This window comes from Achromobacter sp. ISS7, from assembly GCF_056523125.1.
Genome location: NZ_JAWRZD010000001.1, coordinates 3,603,096 through 3,617,808, shown reverse-complemented (window position 1 = coordinate 3,617,808; position 14,713 = coordinate 3,603,096). Strand labels below are relative to the sequence as shown.

The following is a 14,713-nucleotide window of genomic DNA, read 5'->3' as shown; positions in this document are numbered from 1 at the left end:
CATGGCCCTGCTGAGCGCAATCGTCACCGCCATCTCGATGGCAACCTTTTTCGGCATCGTCTGGTGGGCCTGCTCGCGCGGCCGCCAGCATGCCAACAGCGAATCGGCCATGTTGCCGTTCGCGCTGCCCGATGAGTTCGGGCCGGCACAACAAGATGGAGCGGATCGGTCATGAGCGATTTCGTCAATGGCTTCTGGGGGTATTTCATCTCGATCGTCGCGGTCGGCGGCGTGGTCTGGTGTGTGTGGCTGCTGTACACGCAGCGCCGCTGGCTCAGCACCAAGCCGGCCAACGGCCAGGTCGAGGACACCGGCCACGTCTGGGACGGCGACCTCACGGAACTGAACAACCCGGTGCCCGGCTGGTGGACCTGGATGTACCTGCTGGCCTGCGCCTTCGCGCTCGGCTACCTGTTCTTCATGCCCGGCCTGGGGTCGTACAAGGGCCAGCTCGGCTACAGCAGCGCCGACGAAGTGGCGCAGCAACAGGCCAAGATGGCCGCGGCCGTGCGCCCGATCTATGCGCGCTTCGAGACCATGACCGTGCCGCAGATCGCCGCGGACGCGGGCGCCCGTGAAATCGGCCAGCGCCTGTTCCTGAACACCTGCGCGCAGTGCCATGGCTCCGACGCCAAGGGCGGCCCGAGCTTTCCCAACCTGACCGACGGCGACTGGCTGCACGGCGGCTCGCCCGAAGCCATCATGCAGACCATCACCAACGGCCGCATCGGCATGATGCCTCCCTGGAAATCGGCCATCGATCCCAAGACCGCCGCCGACATCGCGCAGTACGTGCGTTCGCTGTCGGGCCTGACCGCCGATCCGGTGCGGGTGTTCCGCGGCCAGCGCGAGTTCGCCAATTTCTGCGTGGCCTGTCACGGTGTCGACGGCAAGGGCAACCAGGCGCTGGGCGCGCCCAACCTGACGGACGACGTCTGGCTCTACGGCAGTTCGGAGGCCACCATCGTCAAGACGATCCTGGACGGCCGCGACAACCGCATGCCGGCGCACGGCGACATCCTCAGCCCGGAACAGATCAAGATCCTGACCGCCTGGGTCTGGGGCCTGTCCAACAAGCCGGATGCGCAACAACCGGCCACGGCAGCCGCCTCGGCCAAGTAGGCATCGCCACATAGGTGGGGGCGCGCCGCGATGGCGGCCCCCATATCACATGGACTTACCGCACGGAGCAGCACATGGATGATGGGTCAAGCGCAAGCGTCAGCAGTTCGCCTGGCGGCGACCCGCCACCCTGGCGGCCGCACGTGCGGCCGCCGCGTCCTGGCCATGAAACGCTGGAGCAGACCCTGGCCGACGTGCGCGGCAAGATCTATCCGCGCTCGGTCAGCGGCATCTTCGCGCGCTGGCGCATCGCCTTCGTCTTCCTCACCCAGCTGATCTTCTACGGCCTGCCGTGGCTGCAATGGAACGGCCGCCAGGCGGTGCTGTTCGACCTGGGCGCGCGCAAGTTCTACCTGTTCGGCCTGGTGCTGTGGCCGCAGGACGTGGTCTACCTGGCGGTGCTGCTGGTGATCTCGGCGCTGGCGCTGTTCCTGTTCACCGCGGTGGCGGGTCGGCTGTTCTGCGGCTACGCCTGTCCGCAAACCGTCTACACCGAGATCTTCATGTGGATCGAGCGCAGGGTCGAAGGCGACCGCGTCGCCCGCATCCGGCTCGATGAATCGCCCTGGACCTGGCGCAAGGCGCGCCTGAAGGTCACCAAGCACGTCCTGTGGATCGCGCTGGCCTGGTGGACCGGCTCGACCTTCATCGGCTATTTCGCGCCGATCCGCGAGCTGGGCCACGAACTGTTCACGCTGCAGCTGGGGCCGTGGCAATGGTTCTGGATGGTGTTCTACGGCTTCGCCACCTGGGGCAACGCCGGCTTCATGCGCGAGTCGGTGTGCAAGTACATGTGCCCGTACGCGCGCTTCCAGAGCGTGATGGTCGACCCCGATACCTTCGTGGTGACCTACGACAAGCGCCGCGGCGATCCGCGCGGCGGCCGCTCGCGCAAGGTCGACCACAAGGCCGCCGGGCTGGGCGACTGCGTCGATTGCAGCCTGTGCGTGCAGGTGTGCCCGACCGGCATCGACATCCGCGAAGGCCTGCAATACATGTGCATCGGCTGCGGCGCCTGTATCGACGCCTGCGAACAGGTGATGGACAAGATGCAGTACCCGTCGGGGCTGATCCGCTACACCTCCGAGCGGGCGATGCTGGACGGACTGTCGACCCAGAGCGCGCGCTCGCACCTGCTGCGGCCGCGGGTGCTGATCTATGGCTCGCTGATCCTGGCGCTGGCGGTGGCGTTCGTGGCCTCGCTGGCGATGCGCAACCCGTTGCGGGTCGACGTGATCCGCGACCGCGGCGTGCTGGGGCGCGAAGTGGCCGGCGGCATGATCGAGAACGTGTACCGGCTGCAGATCATCAACACCTCGGATTCGCCGCTGCGGCTGCGGCTGTCGGCCGACGGCGTGCCGGGGCTGGCGGTGCGCGCCGGACAGGGCGAGTCGGACGTGGTGGAGGTCGAAGCGGCGGCCAACAAGCTGGTGCCGATGGTGATCCGCGCGCCGGCCGGCGTCGAACCCGGTGCCCACCCGATCACGTTGCGGGCCCGCGCCCATGACCAAGAGAACCGGCCGGTCGAGACCGACGAGGCCGCAAGTTTCTATGTGCCCGATTGATTCGGGAAAAAGGATGCCGACGATGACTACTGCCCATGCTGCCGCGCCGATGATGGTGAAACCCTGGTACCGCGAGTTCTGGCCCTGGTTCCTGATGGCCGGGCCGTTCCTGGCGGTGATCGGCTGTTCGATCACGATCTACCTGGCCTATACCCAGTTCGGCGACCAGCCGATCCAGGAAGGCGTGGTCAAGCGCGGCTTGGTGATCGAGCAGGCGGACACGCCGCCGGCCGCGAGCGGCGTTCGTTGATGATTTCCGGAGGCACGCCATGGGGTTGAAGTCGTTGATGTGGATACTGTGGCCGTCGTTCCTGGCGGCGGCCGTGGGCAGCGCGATTGTCTTTGCCCTGATCGATCCGCTGGATGTGGCGGTGTTCGGGTATGTGCCGACGGGGCGGGTGGGGTTTTATACGGTGTCGTTCTTTCTGCTTTGGGGGATGGCGGGGGCGTCGAGCGCGTTGACGGCCTACCTGATGCCCAAGGTCGAGGAAGACCCGGATCTCTAGGGTTCGCGGCGGCGCCGAGCGCATTCACGGCATCGGGCAACAAAAAACCGGCTTCGCGGCCGGTTTTTTTTGTTGCGGGATCCATGCGCCCGTAGCGCCGGCGGCCTTCTCAGGGCACCAGCGACAAGCCGATGCGGAACTGCGATTCGTTGCGCTGGTTGTAGCCCAGCAGCGTTTCGCCGTAGCCGTTGAAGTACTGCAGGTGCAGGTAGCCGTTCATGTTCAGCCAGGTGCGCTGCAGCGGCCAGGCGAAATCGAGCTGGGTGGTGCGGCGGCGCTGGTCGCCCTGGCGGTACATGGCCGAGACCACCGCGCCGTTGTCCTGCGCCCAGCGCAGGTTCCAGTCGACGCGGCCGGCGTAGTCGGCGTAGTCGGAGTTCTCGCTGGCCACGCCGAAATAGGCCTTGACCTTGGGCGCGAAGGTCAGCGTGCTGCCGCCGTCGAAGCGGTAGTTGAACTGCGGCTGGATATAGGCGTTGTTGACCGAGCGCGAGTCGTCGCCGGCCTTGCCGTTGGAGTTGTGTTCGACGCCGGTGTTCAGCCCCAGGCGCCAGCTCTGGTTTTCCGACTGCCACATGTTGTCCGACAGCCAGAACAGGCTGGGGTTGAAGGTGGTGTCGATGAAGGGCATGGAATCGCCCTGCAGGTCCCACAGCGAGGTCTGGGTATAGCCCAGGTAGAAATTCTCGCCCCAGGTGGCCGGGCGGTTGCCGGACGGGCTGAACAGGCGGTACTTGGCGCTGATCTGGAAGCGCGCGGTGGTCTGGCCACGGGTGCCGATGTCGAAGTACACCGGCTTGTATTCCGAGATCGCGCTGCGGAAATGATCGAAGGCCGATTGCTGGTAGTTCGAGACGGCCACGGCGTCCGGTGCCGGGCCGCCTTCGGGCGACGCGCCGGCCGCGGCCACCACGGCGGGCGGCACCGGCTGGCCGGTGCGCGCGTCGACCACGGGCCCTTGCGCGGGCGTGCTGGCCAGCGTGCCGCTGTCGCGGCCGGTGGCGTCCAGCGCCATCATCGCCGGCTGGCCTTCGATGGCGATCGCCTGCAGGCCGCGCGCCGTGGCCGGCACGACGGCCGTCCAGGCCATCCGCGCGAAATTGTTGACCGGCACGCTGTAGTTGGCCTTGCCGCCCTGCAGCTTGGCCAGGCTGCGCACGATCTGGCCGTCCTGGCCGCGCCATTGCAGCACCAGTTCGGACGGGGCCTCCCAGGTGGCGCGGGCATTGCCTTCGTTGAAGTACACCGCCTCGATGGTGACGGTGTCGCCGGGCGCGGCCGATGGCCGGTCGAGCCGGTACGACACGCCGGCGGCGGCGGTGCCGGCCAGGCCCAGCGCCAGGGCGGCGGTCAGGGTGCGCAGGGGAAGGGCAATGCGTCGGGACGAAGTCATGGGAGGCCGGTGGTATCTGTGACGCTGCAATGTAGCATCGGCCCGGCCTACATTTTGTAAGTCGGGCTTATCGGATGTAGGACTTGCAACATGGGCGCGGTAGCGTGGACGCGCCGCCGGCTGTGCCCGGCGTGAGTGGCGCGCGTGCCGGCGCAAGGCCGCGGGCCGATATCGGCGCCCCGCATGGCACGAGGCCCCGCGCATCATCGGCGATGCGCGGGGCCTCGTGCCGTTGGGTTTGCGGCTTATTCGCCGAACTTGATGCCCTGCGCCAGCGGCAGGTTGCGCGAGTAGTTGATGGTGTTGGTGGCGCGGCGCATGTAGTTGCGCCAGGCGTCCGAACCCGATTCGCGGCCGCCGCCGGTTTCCTTTTCACCGCCGAAGGCGCCGCCGATCTCGGCGCCCGACGTGCCGATGTTGACGTTGGCGATGCCGCAGTCCGAGCCCGAGGCCGACAGGAAGGTCTCGGCCTCGCGCAGGTCGTTGGTGAAGATGGCCGACGACAGGCCCTGCGGCACGCCGTTCTGCAGCGCCAGCGCCTGGTTGAAGTCGCTGTAGCGCATCACGTACAGGATCGGCGCGAAGGTCTCGTGGCAGACCACGTCGGTCTGGCCGGGCATCTCGGCGATGGCGGGGCGCACGTACCAGGCGTCCGGGTACTGGTCGGCCAGCACGCGTTCGCCGCCGCTGACCTTGCCGCCCTGTTCGCCGGCGGCCTTGAGCGCGGCCTGCATGGCGTCGAACGAGACGCGGTCGATCAGCGGGCCAACCAGGTTCTTGCCGTCCAGCGGGTTGCCGATGGGGGCGCTGGCGTAGGCCTTGTGCAGGCGCTGCAGCAGGTCGTCGGCCACGCTTTCGTGCACGATCAGGCGGCGCGTGGTGGTGCAGCGCTGGCCGGCGGTGCCGATGGCGCCGAAGACGATGCCGCGCGCGGCCATGTCGAGGTCGGCAGTGGGGCCGACGATGATGGCGTTGTTGCCGCCCAGTTCCAGCAGCACGCGGCCGAAGCGCTGCGCCACGCGCGGGCCGACCTGGCGGCCCATGCGGGTCGAGCCGGTGGCCGACACCAGCGCCACCGCGTGCGAATCCACCAGCGCCTCGCCGATGTCGCGGCCGCCGATCAGCACTTCGGACAGGCCGGCCGGGGCGTCGCCGAAGCGCTGCACCGCCTGCGCGAACAGCGCCTGGCAGGCCAGCGCGGTCAGCGGCGTCTTTTCCGACGGCTTCCAGACCACGGCGTTGCCGCACACCAGCGCCAGCGCGGCGTTCCAGGACCACACCGCCACCGGGAAGTTGAAGGCGCTGATGACGCCCACCACGCCCAGCGGATGCCAGGTTTCCATCATGCGGTGGCCCGGGCGCTCGGACGCGATGGTCAGGCCGTACAGCTGGCGCGACAGGCCCACGGCGAAGTCGCAGATGTCGATCATTTCCTGGACCTCGCCTTCGCCCTCGGCCACGATCTTGCCGGCTTCCAGGCTGACCAGGCGGCCCAGCTCGCGCTTGTGCTGGCGCAGCGTTTCGCCGAACAGGCGCAGCAGTTCGCCGCGGCGCGGCGCCGGCACGTCGCGCCAGGCCAGGCTGGCCTGGCGGGCGCGGGTGATGGCCGCGTGGGCCTGCGCCACCGTGTGTTCGTGGACCTGGGCCAGCTCGGCGCCGTCGATCGGGCTGCGGGCGGTGAGCGTGCCGCCGGTCAGGGTCGCGGGATTCAGTCCGAGTGCGCGCAGGATGTCTTGGGGCGTGTCCATACCGGTTCCTTGGAGATGCCGGCGAAGGGCGGGCCTTCGCTTAAGGGTTATGCCTAAGTGGCGATTCTGGAAATAAATTTACTATACGAAACTCCAGCGCGAAATGCGAAACCTTTTTTGAAGGCGATGCGCGTGTCAGAACCCCTGCTGCTAGTCGAGTCGGTCACCAAGACCTACCAGCGAGAAGGCCAGCCCGATCATCTGGCGCTGGCGGGCATCGACTGCCGCCTCGATCGTGGCGAGGTGCTGGTGGTGGTGGGGCCGTCCGGCTCGGGCAAGAGCACGTTCCTGCGCACCCTCAATGGCCTGGAGCGCATCGACAGCGGCACCATCCGGGTCGACGGCGTGTCGCTGACCGACCCGGCCACCGACGTCAACCGCTGGCGCACCGACGTCGGCATGGTGTTCCAGCACTTCAACCTGTTCCAGCATCGCACCGCGCTCGACAACGTGGTCCTGCCGCAGCGCGTGGTGCGCGGCCGTGACCGCGTCCAGGCCGAACGCCACGCGCTCGAACTGCTGGACCGGGTCGGCATGGCCGACTTCGGCCCGCGCTATCCCAGCCAGTTGTCCGGCGGCCAGCAGCAGCGCGTGGCGATCGCCCGCGCCCTGGCGATGGACCCCAAGCTGATGCTGTTCGACGAGGCCACCTCGGCGCTCGATCCGGAGACCGTCGGCGGCATCCTCGAATTGATGCGCGCCCTGGCGCGCGACGGCATGACCATGGCGGTGGTGACGCACGAAATGGGCTTCGCCCGCGACGTGGGCGACCGCGCCCTGTTCATGGACGCCGGCCGCGTCGTCGAAGCCGGCACGCCGGCCGAGGTCTTCGGCCAGCCGAGAGAGGCGCGCACCCGCGCCTTCCTGGAAAAGATCCTGTAGCGGGCCGGCGGCGCCGTTGGCGCCCGGCCCGGGTTTTCGTCGGCATTGGCGCGGCACGCAGTCTTGGCAGCAAGTTCTACGCAGTACGCACTACGCAGCAGGCAACACAGCGCACCCGTATCACGCAGCAACCGCAGCACACCGCATCCGCATCAGGCAGCAACCGCAGCAAGCAGCAACCGCAGCAAGCAGGGCCGGCCCGGCCTGACCGGGCGCCGCCGGCATCAGGTGTACGCCCGGAACGACACACGTCATCCATCTTGAAGGGGAAGCAAATGCTGAAAATCAAACAATGGCTGGGCGCCGCCGGCGTCGCGCTGGCCGTGGCCGCGATCGCCCAGCCGGCCCGCGCCGACGAGCTGTCGGACATCATCAAGCGCGGCGAACTGCGGGTGGCGGTGCAGACCTCCGGCCCGCTGATGAGCTTCATGGACAAGAGCGGCAAGCGCACCGGCCTGGCGGTCGAGGTGGCCAGGCGCATGGCCGACGACCTGGGCGTCAAGCTGGTGCTGCAGGACTATGAATGGAAGGGCCTGATCCCGGCGCTGCTGTCGGGCAAGGCCGACATGGTGGCCGCCGACATGACGCCGACGCCGGCGCGCGCCGCCCAGGTGCTATTTTCGGCGCCGATGTTCTACGCCGACACCGTCGCCGTGGTGCCCAAGGACTCTCCCTACAAGTCGTACGCGGAACTGGACAAGGACGGCGTGACCGTCGGCGCGCTGGGCGCCAGCACCTACGCCGAGGTCGGCAAGAAGATGCTGCCCAAGGCCACGCTCAAGGAATTCTCCGGCGGCAGCGCGCCGGTCGGCCAGGCGCTGTCCACCGGCCGCCTGGACGCCGGCATCATGTCGCTCTCCACCGCCAACCAGTTCCTGGTCGACTTCGGCAACCTGCGGGTGCTGGACGGCGTCATGGTGCGCGAGCCGCTGGCCTTCGCCGTCGGCCCCAACGCCTTCCGCCTGAAGTTCTGGCTCGACAACTGGCAGACGCTCAAGACCGCCGACAACACGCTGCCCGAGCAGATCAAGTACTGGTATTCGACCGACTGGAAGAAAGACCACTGATCGCGCGCCTTTCCCACCACTGACCGACAGGACCTGAATGGACTGGCTGATCGACTACTACAACTGGCGCATCGTCAGCCAGTACACGGGCCAGTTCGCCACCGGGCTGGCCAACACCCTGATCGCGGCCGGCGCCAGCCTGGTGCTGTCGGTGCTGGCCGGCATTCCGCTGGCGCTGGCGCGCATGTCGCCGCGCGCCGCGGTCTGGCGGCCGGTGGCGGGCTACGTGCAGTTCATCCGCTCGACCCCGCTGCTGGTGCAGATCTACCTGGTGTATTACGCGGTGCCGATGCTGGTGCCCGGCGCCAAGGGCTGGAGCGAGATGCTGCTGGGCATCCTGGCCATGACGCTGCACCACGCCGCCTACATGAGCGAGATCATCCGCGTCGGCATCGAATCGGTGCCGCGCGGCCAGATCGAAGGCGCCAAGGCCTGCGGCATGAACTACCACCAGCGCCTGCGCTATGTGGTGCTGCCGCAGGCCTTCGCCAACACGCTGCCGCCGCTGCTGGGGCAGACCGCGGTCCTCATCAAGGACACGTCGCTGCTGTCGCTGATCACCGTGTTCGAACTGGTGGCCGCCGGCGTGCAGATGAACAGCGACCGCATCGTGCCCACCGAGAGCTTCCTGACCATCGCGGCCGGCTATCTGCTGATCTACGCCGTGATGCTGATGCTGTCGCGCGGCGTGAGCCTGTGGCTGGCGGGTCCCGCCTGGAACGCGAGGTAAGCATGCTGGATTCCTACCTGTCCACCGCCGGCGTCGTGCTGCCGTTCCTGCTCAAGGGCTTCTGGGAGACGCTCAAGATCTCGTTCATGGCGATCATCGCCGGCTCGCTGCTGGGCTTCGTGATCGGCGTGATCCGCAGCTACCGCATCCGCGGCCTGCATCAAGTGCTGGGGCTGTACATCCACGTGCTGCGCGGCACGCCGTTCCTGGTGCAGCTCTACATCTTCTACTTCGTGCTGCCCAGCACCGGCATCGAGCTGCTGCACTGGGAGTCGGGCACGGCGGCGTTCGTGTCGCTGTCGGTTTACACCTCGTGCTACGTGGCCGAGATCGTCAGCGGCGCCATCCGCGCCGTGCCGCGCGGCCAGACCGAGGGCGCCATGACGCTGGGCCTGCGGCCGTTGCAGATCCTGCGGCTGGTGATCCTGCCGCAGGCCATGCGCCTGATCGTGCAGCCCATGAGCGGCGTCTACGTCATGCTGATCAAGAGCACCGCGATCCTGTCGGTGGTCGGCATCACCGAGCTGACGCGGCAGGGCGAGGTCTTCATCATCACCTTTCCGGCGAAATCGCTGTTCATCTACAGCATGATCGCCGCCATCTACTTCCTGTACTGCTATCCGCTGCTGCGCCTGGCCACCTGGCTGGAGAAGCGCCTGACCGGCGGGCTGCAGGGCGCCGGGCTGAACTGACACGACCATGGCCACCGAGTACATCGATACCTACTACAAGCGCACGCTGGGCGATGCGCAGACCTACTACCCGCCGCTGGCGGGCGCGGCCGAGACCGATGTCTGCGTCGTGGGCGGCGGGCTGGCCGGCCTGTCGACGGCGCTGGAACTGGCCCGGCGCGGCCGCGCCGTGACGCTGCTGGAAGGGCGCCGCATCGCCTGGGGCGCCTCGGGCCGCAACGGCGGCTCGGTGTCGCCGGCGTTCTCGGCCGGCGCCGACGCCATCCGCAAGCACGTCGACGAAGACCACTACCGCCAGTTGTACCGGCTGTCGATCGAGGGCGTCGACATCATCCGCGACAACATCCGCGACCTGCGCATCGCCGACGCCCACAAGGTCGACGGCCGCCTGCGCGTGGTGCGCTACGAGGCCACCGACGCGCTGCGGCGCCATTGCGAAGACCAGTGGCGCGACTTCGGCCGCGACGTGCGCCTCTTGGGCCGCGCCGAGGTGCGCGAGCGGCTGCTGTCCGATGCCTACTTCCAGGGCATCGAGGACCTGTCGTCGTTCCACTTCCATCCGCTGAACTATGCCCGCGCCCTGGCACGGGAATGCGCGCGGCTCGGCGTGCGCATCCATGAGGATTCCCCCGTCACCCAGGCCCGCTTCGAGGGACCGTCGCGGCAGTTGCGGACCGCCGCCGGCCAGGTCGATGCGCGCACCGTGGTGCTGGCCACTGGCGGCTACACCGGCGACGTGGTGCCGGCGTTGCGCCGGGCGATGCTGCCGATCGCCACCTACATCATGCTGACCGAGCCGCTGGGCGATCGGGTGCGCGAGGCCATCCGCACCCCCGCCGCCATCGGCGACGACCGCCGCGCCGGCAACTACTACCGGGTGCTCGATGGCGGCCGCATCGGCTGGGGCAGTAGAATCACCACCCGTGTCGACGATCCGCCCGATCTGGCCGAGTCCCTGCGCCGCGAATTGCTCAGCGTCTACCCCCAATTGCAGGGGCTGCGCGTCGAGACCGCGTGGTCCGGGCGCATGGCCTACGCGCGGCATCTGATGCCGCAGATCGGCAAGCTGGCTCCCGACGTCTGGTATTGCACGGCTTTTGGCGGGCACGGCATGAACACCACCGCCATCGGCGGCCGCGTCGTGGCCGAGGGGATTTCCGGCGACAGCCAGCGCTACCGGCTGTTCGAGCCCTTCGGACTGGCCTGGAACGGCGGGGCGCTGGGCACGGCGGCGGTTCAACTCACATATTGGTCTTACCAGGCGCGCGATTGGTGGCGGGAGCGGCAGTCGCGGGCATGACAGGGTGTACAGATGCAAGGCAACAAACAGAGCGTGTTGGCACAACGGCTGCGAGCCCTGCGCCAGGCGCGCGATTGGACGCTCAAGCAGGCGGCGCAAGCCACCGGCGTATCCGCGTCCACGCTCTCGAAGATCGAGAACAGCCTGCTTTCGCCCACCTATGACAACCTGATCAAGATCGCCGCGGGCCTGGACCTGGACGTGGCCGAACTGTTCACCGCCTCGGACGCCCACATGGGCACCGGCCGCCGCAGCCTCAGCCGCCAGGGCGAGGGCCGCCAGTACGAAACCCCGTACTACGACCACCGCCTGCTCTGTACCGCGCTGTCGCACAAGCGCATGATGCCGTTCCACACCCGCGTCAAGGCGCGCTCGTTCGACGAATTCCAGGACTGGAGCCGCCATGGCGGGGAGGAATTCGTCTACGTGCTGGAAGGCGAGGTCGAGCTGTATACCGAGTTCTACGAGCCGGCCCGGCTGAAGGCGGGCGAAAGCTTCTATATCGACAGCCGCATGGGCCACCGGGTGATCAGCCTCAGCAAGCAGGACGCGCTGGTGCTGTGGGTGTCCACCCACGCCGACCTGGGCGAGGAATGAGCCGTTCTTCCGGCCGATAAACCCGGGCGCATGGGCCGACGCCGCCACGCGCCGTCCGCAACAGGGTAAAATGCGCCGCCCGGACATGTTCCGGGCAACCACACGCCGCGCGGCAGTAGCTCAGCTGGATAGAGCACGGGCCTTCTAAGCCCGGGGTCGGGGGTTCGAGCCCCTCCTGCCGCGCCATGCTCCCCCGATCGACCCTATAAACAGCACGCGGATGCCGTTTGTATCCCGCATGACCGTCACGGTATAGTCTGCCCCGCAAACGCAACGGGAGAGGCTATGACTCGCAATCTGTTGGTAGGGGTGTTGTTGGCGGCGCTTGCAGGCTGCGGGTCGATACCCGTGAATATCGAGACCGCGCAGCGCGCCAAGCCGTCGTCGGTGATGGACCCGGCCTATCTGGTGGCGGGGGCGGACAAGGGCGTGGTGCGCATCGTCAGGGACGGCGGTATCTTCGGATCGGCCCTCAATGCGCTGCTCTATGTGGATGGCCGCTTCGTTGCCAATATCGATTCCAACCGGGTATTGGAATTGCAGGTGCCCGCGGGAGCGCGCAAGCTCGGGCTGCAGATGATGCATGTCAGCGAACCGATCCAGTATCTCGATCTGACGGTGGTCGCGGGCCAGACTTATGATTTTCGTATCAGCATCACCGGCAACGGGATCAGCCCCGACGCGCACCTGGATCGCCTCAAGTAATTGCCCGAGGCGGCTTGCGCGTTGAATGTGTTCCGATTCGCGTCAACTGTCAGAGGGAATCAGCATGTTTCGCGATTTGGGATGGTCTTTCTATAGTGTCCTCGCACTGATTTGCGGCGTCGCGACGGCGTGGTTGCACTGGTGGGTGGTAATGCACCTGGGGCTATGGCCTTACATCATCTTCGAATTGATTCCCGGGCTGCCTGGGGTCGCTTTCGGGGTCTACGCCATTCACCAGAACCAGAGCAAGATAGCGTGGGCCGGCGTTCTACTGTCGCTGTCACCGCTGCTGACCTGGCTCGCTATCTGACATCCGCCGGACGCGCTCCGTAGCCGGCGGCAGGCGCTCGGTATGATGACGGCCAACTGCAACCGCGGGGCGACGGCATTCGCCGCCGGGTTGCCTGAACCGGATTTCCAATGACCGCCGAACACACCTACCTCGTCATCCAGCCCCACGTCAGCGAATTTCCCGAGCCGATGGTCTTGAAGCAGGGCGACCGCGTGTCGGTCGGGCAAGTCTATGACGGTCCCGAGGGCTGGCCCGACTGGTTTCTTTGTTCCGCGCCTGGCCAGCAGCCGGGGTTCGTGCCGGGGCAGATCCTGGAGCGCCACGCGGACGGGACCGGCACCTTGCGAGAGGACTTCACCAACCGCGAGCTGGATGTCGCCGAGGGCGAGGTGTTGCGTGGCGAGCGCCGCTTGAACGGCTGGCTGTGGGCGACGCGGCCGGCCGATGCCGCGACCGGATGGGTGCCGCTGGACAATCTGCGGCAGCGCGGGGCGGGGGAATCCGCGCAGTGATGTCGCGTCTGCTCCTGGCAGCCGCGGCCGCCCTGGCCGCCTGCCTGCCCGCGCATGCCCAACTGATCGAGCACGGCCTGTTGCCGCGCCCCGACGGCTCGTCGATCGCGTACTACCTGAAGCAGCGCGACGCGGCGCGGGCCGCCGACAGCCTGCTGGTGGTGGTGCAGGGCTCCGACTGCAACAGCGTCGCGCACAACCGCGCGATCCGCGAGCAGTTGTGGCGGGCGTTGCCGGCGGCCGATGTGCTGACGGTCGACAAGTACGGCATCGACGCGGGCTTGCCCTACCGGCAGGACGATGGCGAGAACCGCGCCGATTGTCCGCAGGCGTACCTGCTGCACGACAACTTCGAACAGCGCGTGCAAGACTACGAGGCCGTCATCGCGTTGCTGCGCCGCCATGGCGCGTACCGGCGCGTGGTGGCGTTGGGAGGCAGCGAAGGCGCGGTGGTGGCCAACCTGCTGGCCACGCGCGGCGGGTCGGTCGACGCCAGCATCGCGTTCAATGGCGGCGGGCGCTGGTTCCTCGACGACGTGCTGCACACCATCGAGGCCGCCGACACGCCGGCCGACGCCAAGGCGGCATCGGCGGCGGGGTTCCGGGAGTTCGCCGCGTTCCTGCGCGATACGCCGTCGTCGGACCTGGTGGCCAGCAGCCATGGCCATGCGTGGTGGCGGCAGGCGCTGGCGCTGGATCAACAGGCGGTGCTCGGGCGCGTGCGCACGCCGTTGCTGATCGTCCAGGGCGGGCGGGATGCCTCGGTGTCACCGGGGGCGGTCGAGCGCATGGTCGAAGACCTGCGGCGCGAGGGGCGGCGCAATATCGCGTATCGCGTCTATCCGCGGCTGGACCATGGCCTGCGCGACGCGGATGGCGCCAGCCGCATGGGCGAGGTGGCCGACGACATGGCCGCGTGGCTGCGCGATCTGCCCGTGTACTGACGCGGGCTTCCTACAATAGCGGTTCATTGCACCTGGACGCGCCATGCCCACTCCCGAAGACATCATGCGGCACTACGACTCGGATCCCGACGAGGATCCGTGGGTGCGCGGCAAGCCGGCGCCGGAAGCGGTGGCGGTGGTGCCTTACGACCCGGACTGGCCCGCGCGCTATGCGCGCCTGGCCGCCGACATCGCGGCGGCGCTGGGGCCGGCGGCGCTGCGCATCGACCACGTGGGGTCGACGGCGGTGCCGGGCCTGGCGGCCAAGCCGGTGGTGGATATCGATGTGGCGGTGGCCGACCCGTCCGACGAGGCCGCGTATGTGCCCGCGCTGGAGGCCTTGGGCTACGTGCTGACGATCCGCGAACCGTCCTGGCACCAGCATCGCTGCCTGCAGTTGGCGGCGCCGCGGGTCAACCTGCATGTGTTCGCCCCGGACTGTCCCGAGAACATCCGCCACCGCATGTTCCGCGACTGGCTGCGCGCGCATGACGATGACCGCGACGGCTATGCCGACGCCAAGCACGCCGCGGCGCTGGGGGTGGATCAGGTGGCCGACTACAACCTGCGCAAGCAGGCGGTGATCCGCGAGATCTATGCGCGCATGTTCCGCGCCGCCGGCTTCCTCTAGCCGTGCGCCACCGACCCGAGCGATAGC

At 68.0% G+C, this 14,713-nt stretch carries 18 protein-coding genes and 1 tRNA gene; 17 read left to right on the top strand and 2 right to left on the bottom strand.

Annotated features, from left to right (window positions below; translation table 11 throughout):
* Position 1 precedes the first annotated feature (1 nt).
* From AC1HFW_RS16170 to AC1HFW_RS16150, 5 genes are all read left to right on the top strand, one after another.
* Positions 2–175: a cbb3-type cytochrome oxidase subunit 3 gene (locus tag AC1HFW_RS16170; protein ID WP_006390529.1), complete on the top strand. Its 174-nt coding sequence runs from the start codon at positions 2–4 to the stop codon at positions 173–175.
* Positions 172–1,122 carry a cytochrome-c oxidase, cbb3-type subunit III gene (ccoP, locus tag AC1HFW_RS16165; RefSeq protein ID WP_479284382.1) on the top strand — a complete coding sequence of 317 codons (951 nt, stop codon included), beginning with the start codon at positions 172–174 and terminating at the stop codon, positions 1,120–1,122. Before AC1HFW_RS16170 ends, ccoP begins: the two co-directional genes overlap by 4 nt.
* Before the next feature lie 74 nt (positions 1,123–1,196).
* Entirely contained in the window at positions 1,197–2,687 is a 1,491-nt protein-coding gene (gene ccoG / locus AC1HFW_RS16160) for a cytochrome c oxidase accessory protein CcoG (RefSeq protein ID WP_479284379.1), read from the top strand.
* Between the two features lie 22 nt (positions 2,688–2,709).
* Entirely contained in the window at positions 2,710–2,937 is a 228-nt protein-coding gene (locus AC1HFW_RS16155) for a FixH family protein (RefSeq protein WP_061074518.1), read from the top strand.
* A gap of 19 nt (positions 2,938–2,956) precedes the next feature.
* A complete protein-coding gene (locus AC1HFW_RS16150; RefSeq protein ID WP_061073763.1) occupies positions 2,957–3,193 on the top strand; it encodes a hypothetical protein in 237 nt (78 codons plus the stop codon).
* A 109-nt stretch (positions 3,194–3,302) separates the two neighbouring features.
* Here AC1HFW_RS16150 and AC1HFW_RS16145 read toward each other — a convergent pair whose 3' ends face one another.
* Together AC1HFW_RS16145 and amaB are read right to left on the bottom strand one after the other, a co-directional pair.
* Positions 3,303–4,586, bottom strand: coding sequence for a phospholipase A (locus AC1HFW_RS16145; protein WP_479284376.1), 1,284 nt, complete (start codon positions 4,584–4,586; stop codon positions 3,303–3,305).
* Positions 4,587–4,831: 245 nt separating this feature from the next.
* Positions 4,832–6,334 (bottom strand): L-piperidine-6-carboxylate dehydrogenase, encoded by a 1,503-nt coding sequence (gene amaB / locus AC1HFW_RS16140; protein ID WP_479284374.1) that lies wholly within the window; start codon positions 6,332–6,334, stop codon positions 4,832–4,834.
* A 126-nt stretch (positions 6,335–6,460) separates the two neighbouring features.
* Between amaB and AC1HFW_RS16135 the strand changes: the two genes are divergently transcribed.
* The 12 genes from AC1HFW_RS16135 (at position 6,461) to AC1HFW_RS16080 (ending at position 14,686) form a co-directional block, all read left to right on the top strand.
* A complete protein-coding gene (locus AC1HFW_RS16135; RefSeq protein ID WP_479284372.1) occupies positions 6,461–7,216 on the top strand; it encodes an amino acid ABC transporter ATP-binding protein in 756 nt (251 codons plus the stop codon).
* 275 nt (positions 7,217–7,491) lie between these two features.
* Positions 7,492–8,283 (top strand): ABC transporter substrate-binding protein, encoded by a 792-nt coding sequence (locus AC1HFW_RS16130; RefSeq protein WP_061073766.1) that lies wholly within the window; start codon positions 7,492–7,494, stop codon positions 8,281–8,283.
* 37 nt (positions 8,284–8,320) lie between these two features.
* Positions 8,321–9,013 (top strand): amino acid ABC transporter permease, encoded by a 693-nt coding sequence (locus AC1HFW_RS16125; protein WP_006390517.1) that lies wholly within the window; start codon positions 8,321–8,323, stop codon positions 9,011–9,013.
* A gap of 2 nt (positions 9,014–9,015) precedes the next feature.
* Positions 9,016–9,705 carry an amino acid ABC transporter permease gene (locus AC1HFW_RS16120; protein ID WP_006390516.1) on the top strand — a complete coding sequence of 230 codons (690 nt, stop codon included), beginning with the start codon at positions 9,016–9,018 and terminating at the stop codon, positions 9,703–9,705.
* Positions 9,706–9,712: 7 nt separating this feature from the next.
* Positions 9,713–11,005 carry an NAD(P)/FAD-dependent oxidoreductase gene (locus tag AC1HFW_RS16115; protein WP_479284368.1) on the top strand — a complete coding sequence of 431 codons (1,293 nt, stop codon included), beginning with the start codon at positions 9,713–9,715 and terminating at the stop codon, positions 11,003–11,005.
* Positions 11,006–11,017: 12 nt separating this feature from the next.
* Complete coding sequence (locus tag AC1HFW_RS16110; protein WP_006390514.1) at positions 11,018–11,602, top strand: helix-turn-helix domain-containing protein; 585 nt, start codon at positions 11,018–11,020, stop codon at positions 11,600–11,602.
* A gap of 109 nt (positions 11,603–11,711) precedes the next feature.
* Positions 11,712–11,788: transfer RNA gene (locus tag AC1HFW_RS16105), tRNA-Arg, on the top strand.
* Positions 11,789–11,887: 99 nt separating this feature from the next.
* Positions 11,888–12,307: a DUF2846 domain-containing protein gene (locus AC1HFW_RS16100; RefSeq protein WP_241074377.1), complete on the top strand. Its 420-nt coding sequence runs from the start codon at positions 11,888–11,890 to the stop codon at positions 12,305–12,307.
* 64 nt (positions 12,308–12,371) lie between these two features.
* Positions 12,372–12,617 (top strand): hypothetical protein, encoded by a 246-nt coding sequence (locus tag AC1HFW_RS16095; RefSeq protein ID WP_238891402.1) that lies wholly within the window; start codon positions 12,372–12,374, stop codon positions 12,615–12,617.
* A 110-nt stretch (positions 12,618–12,727) separates the two neighbouring features.
* Complete coding sequence (locus AC1HFW_RS16090; protein WP_479284365.1) at positions 12,728–13,111, top strand: SH3 domain-containing protein; 384 nt, start codon at positions 12,728–12,730, stop codon at positions 13,109–13,111.
* Positions 13,111–14,055 (top strand): alpha/beta hydrolase family protein, encoded by a 945-nt coding sequence (locus AC1HFW_RS16085; RefSeq protein ID WP_479284363.1) that lies wholly within the window; start codon positions 13,111–13,113, stop codon positions 14,053–14,055. Before AC1HFW_RS16090 ends, AC1HFW_RS16085 begins: the two co-directional genes overlap by 1 nt.
* A gap of 43 nt (positions 14,056–14,098) precedes the next feature.
* On the top strand, positions 14,099–14,686 hold the full coding sequence (locus tag AC1HFW_RS16080) for a GrpB family protein (RefSeq protein WP_479284361.1): 588 nt from the start codon (positions 14,099–14,101) through the stop codon (positions 14,684–14,686).
* The last annotated feature ends 27 nt before the right edge of the window (positions 14,687–14,713 follow it).

Bases quoted from the DNA above. Each gene is read 5' to 3' on its own strand.
- amaB (WP_479284374.1), bottom strand. From the start codon at position 6,334: ATGGACACGCCCCAAGACATCCTGCGCGCACTCGGACTGAATCCCGCG.
- AC1HFW_RS16110 (WP_006390514.1), top strand. From the start codon at position 11,018: ATGCAAGGCAACAAACAGAGCGTGTTGGCACAACGGCTGCGAGCCCTG.
- ccoP (WP_479284382.1), top strand. From the start codon at position 172: ATGAGCGATTTCGTCAATGGCTTCTGGGGGTATTTCATCTCGATCGTC.
- AC1HFW_RS16080 (WP_479284361.1), top strand. From the start codon at position 14,099: ATGCCCACTCCCGAAGACATCATGCGGCACTACGACTCGGATCCCGAC.
- AC1HFW_RS16170 (WP_006390529.1), top strand. From the start codon at position 2: ATGGCCCTGCTGAGCGCAATCGTCACCGCCATCTCGATGGCAACCTTT.
- AC1HFW_RS16115 (WP_479284368.1), top strand. From the start codon at position 9,713: ATGGCCACCGAGTACATCGATACCTACTACAAGCGCACGCTGGGCGAT.
- AC1HFW_RS16125 (WP_006390517.1), top strand. From the start codon at position 8,321: ATGGACTGGCTGATCGACTACTACAACTGGCGCATCGTCAGCCAGTAC.
- AC1HFW_RS16120 (WP_006390516.1), top strand. From the start codon at position 9,016: ATGCTGGATTCCTACCTGTCCACCGCCGGCGTCGTGCTGCCGTTCCTG.
- AC1HFW_RS16095 (WP_238891402.1), top strand. From the start codon at position 12,372: ATGTTTCGCGATTTGGGATGGTCTTTCTATAGTGTCCTCGCACTGATT.
- AC1HFW_RS16145 (WP_479284376.1), bottom strand. From the start codon at position 4,586: ATGACTTCGTCCCGACGCATTGCCCTTCCCCTGCGCACCCTGACCGCC.
- ccoG (WP_479284379.1), top strand. From the start codon at position 1,197: ATGGATGATGGGTCAAGCGCAAGCGTCAGCAGTTCGCCTGGCGGCGAC.
- AC1HFW_RS16135 (WP_479284372.1), top strand. From the start codon at position 6,461: ATGCGCGTGTCAGAACCCCTGCTGCTAGTCGAGTCGGTCACCAAGACC.
- AC1HFW_RS16085 (WP_479284363.1), top strand. From the start codon at position 13,111: ATGTCGCGTCTGCTCCTGGCAGCCGCGGCCGCCCTGGCCGCCTGCCTG.
- AC1HFW_RS16100 (WP_241074377.1), top strand. From the start codon at position 11,888: ATGACTCGCAATCTGTTGGTAGGGGTGTTGTTGGCGGCGCTTGCAGGC.
- AC1HFW_RS16090 (WP_479284365.1), top strand. From the start codon at position 12,728: ATGACCGCCGAACACACCTACCTCGTCATCCAGCCCCACGTCAGCGAA.
- AC1HFW_RS16155 (WP_061074518.1), top strand. From the start codon at position 2,710: ATGACTACTGCCCATGCTGCCGCGCCGATGATGGTGAAACCCTGGTAC.
- AC1HFW_RS16150 (WP_061073763.1), top strand. From the start codon at position 2,957: ATGGGGTTGAAGTCGTTGATGTGGATACTGTGGCCGTCGTTCCTGGCG.
- AC1HFW_RS16130 (WP_061073766.1), top strand. From the start codon at position 7,492: ATGCTGAAAATCAAACAATGGCTGGGCGCCGCCGGCGTCGCGCTGGCC.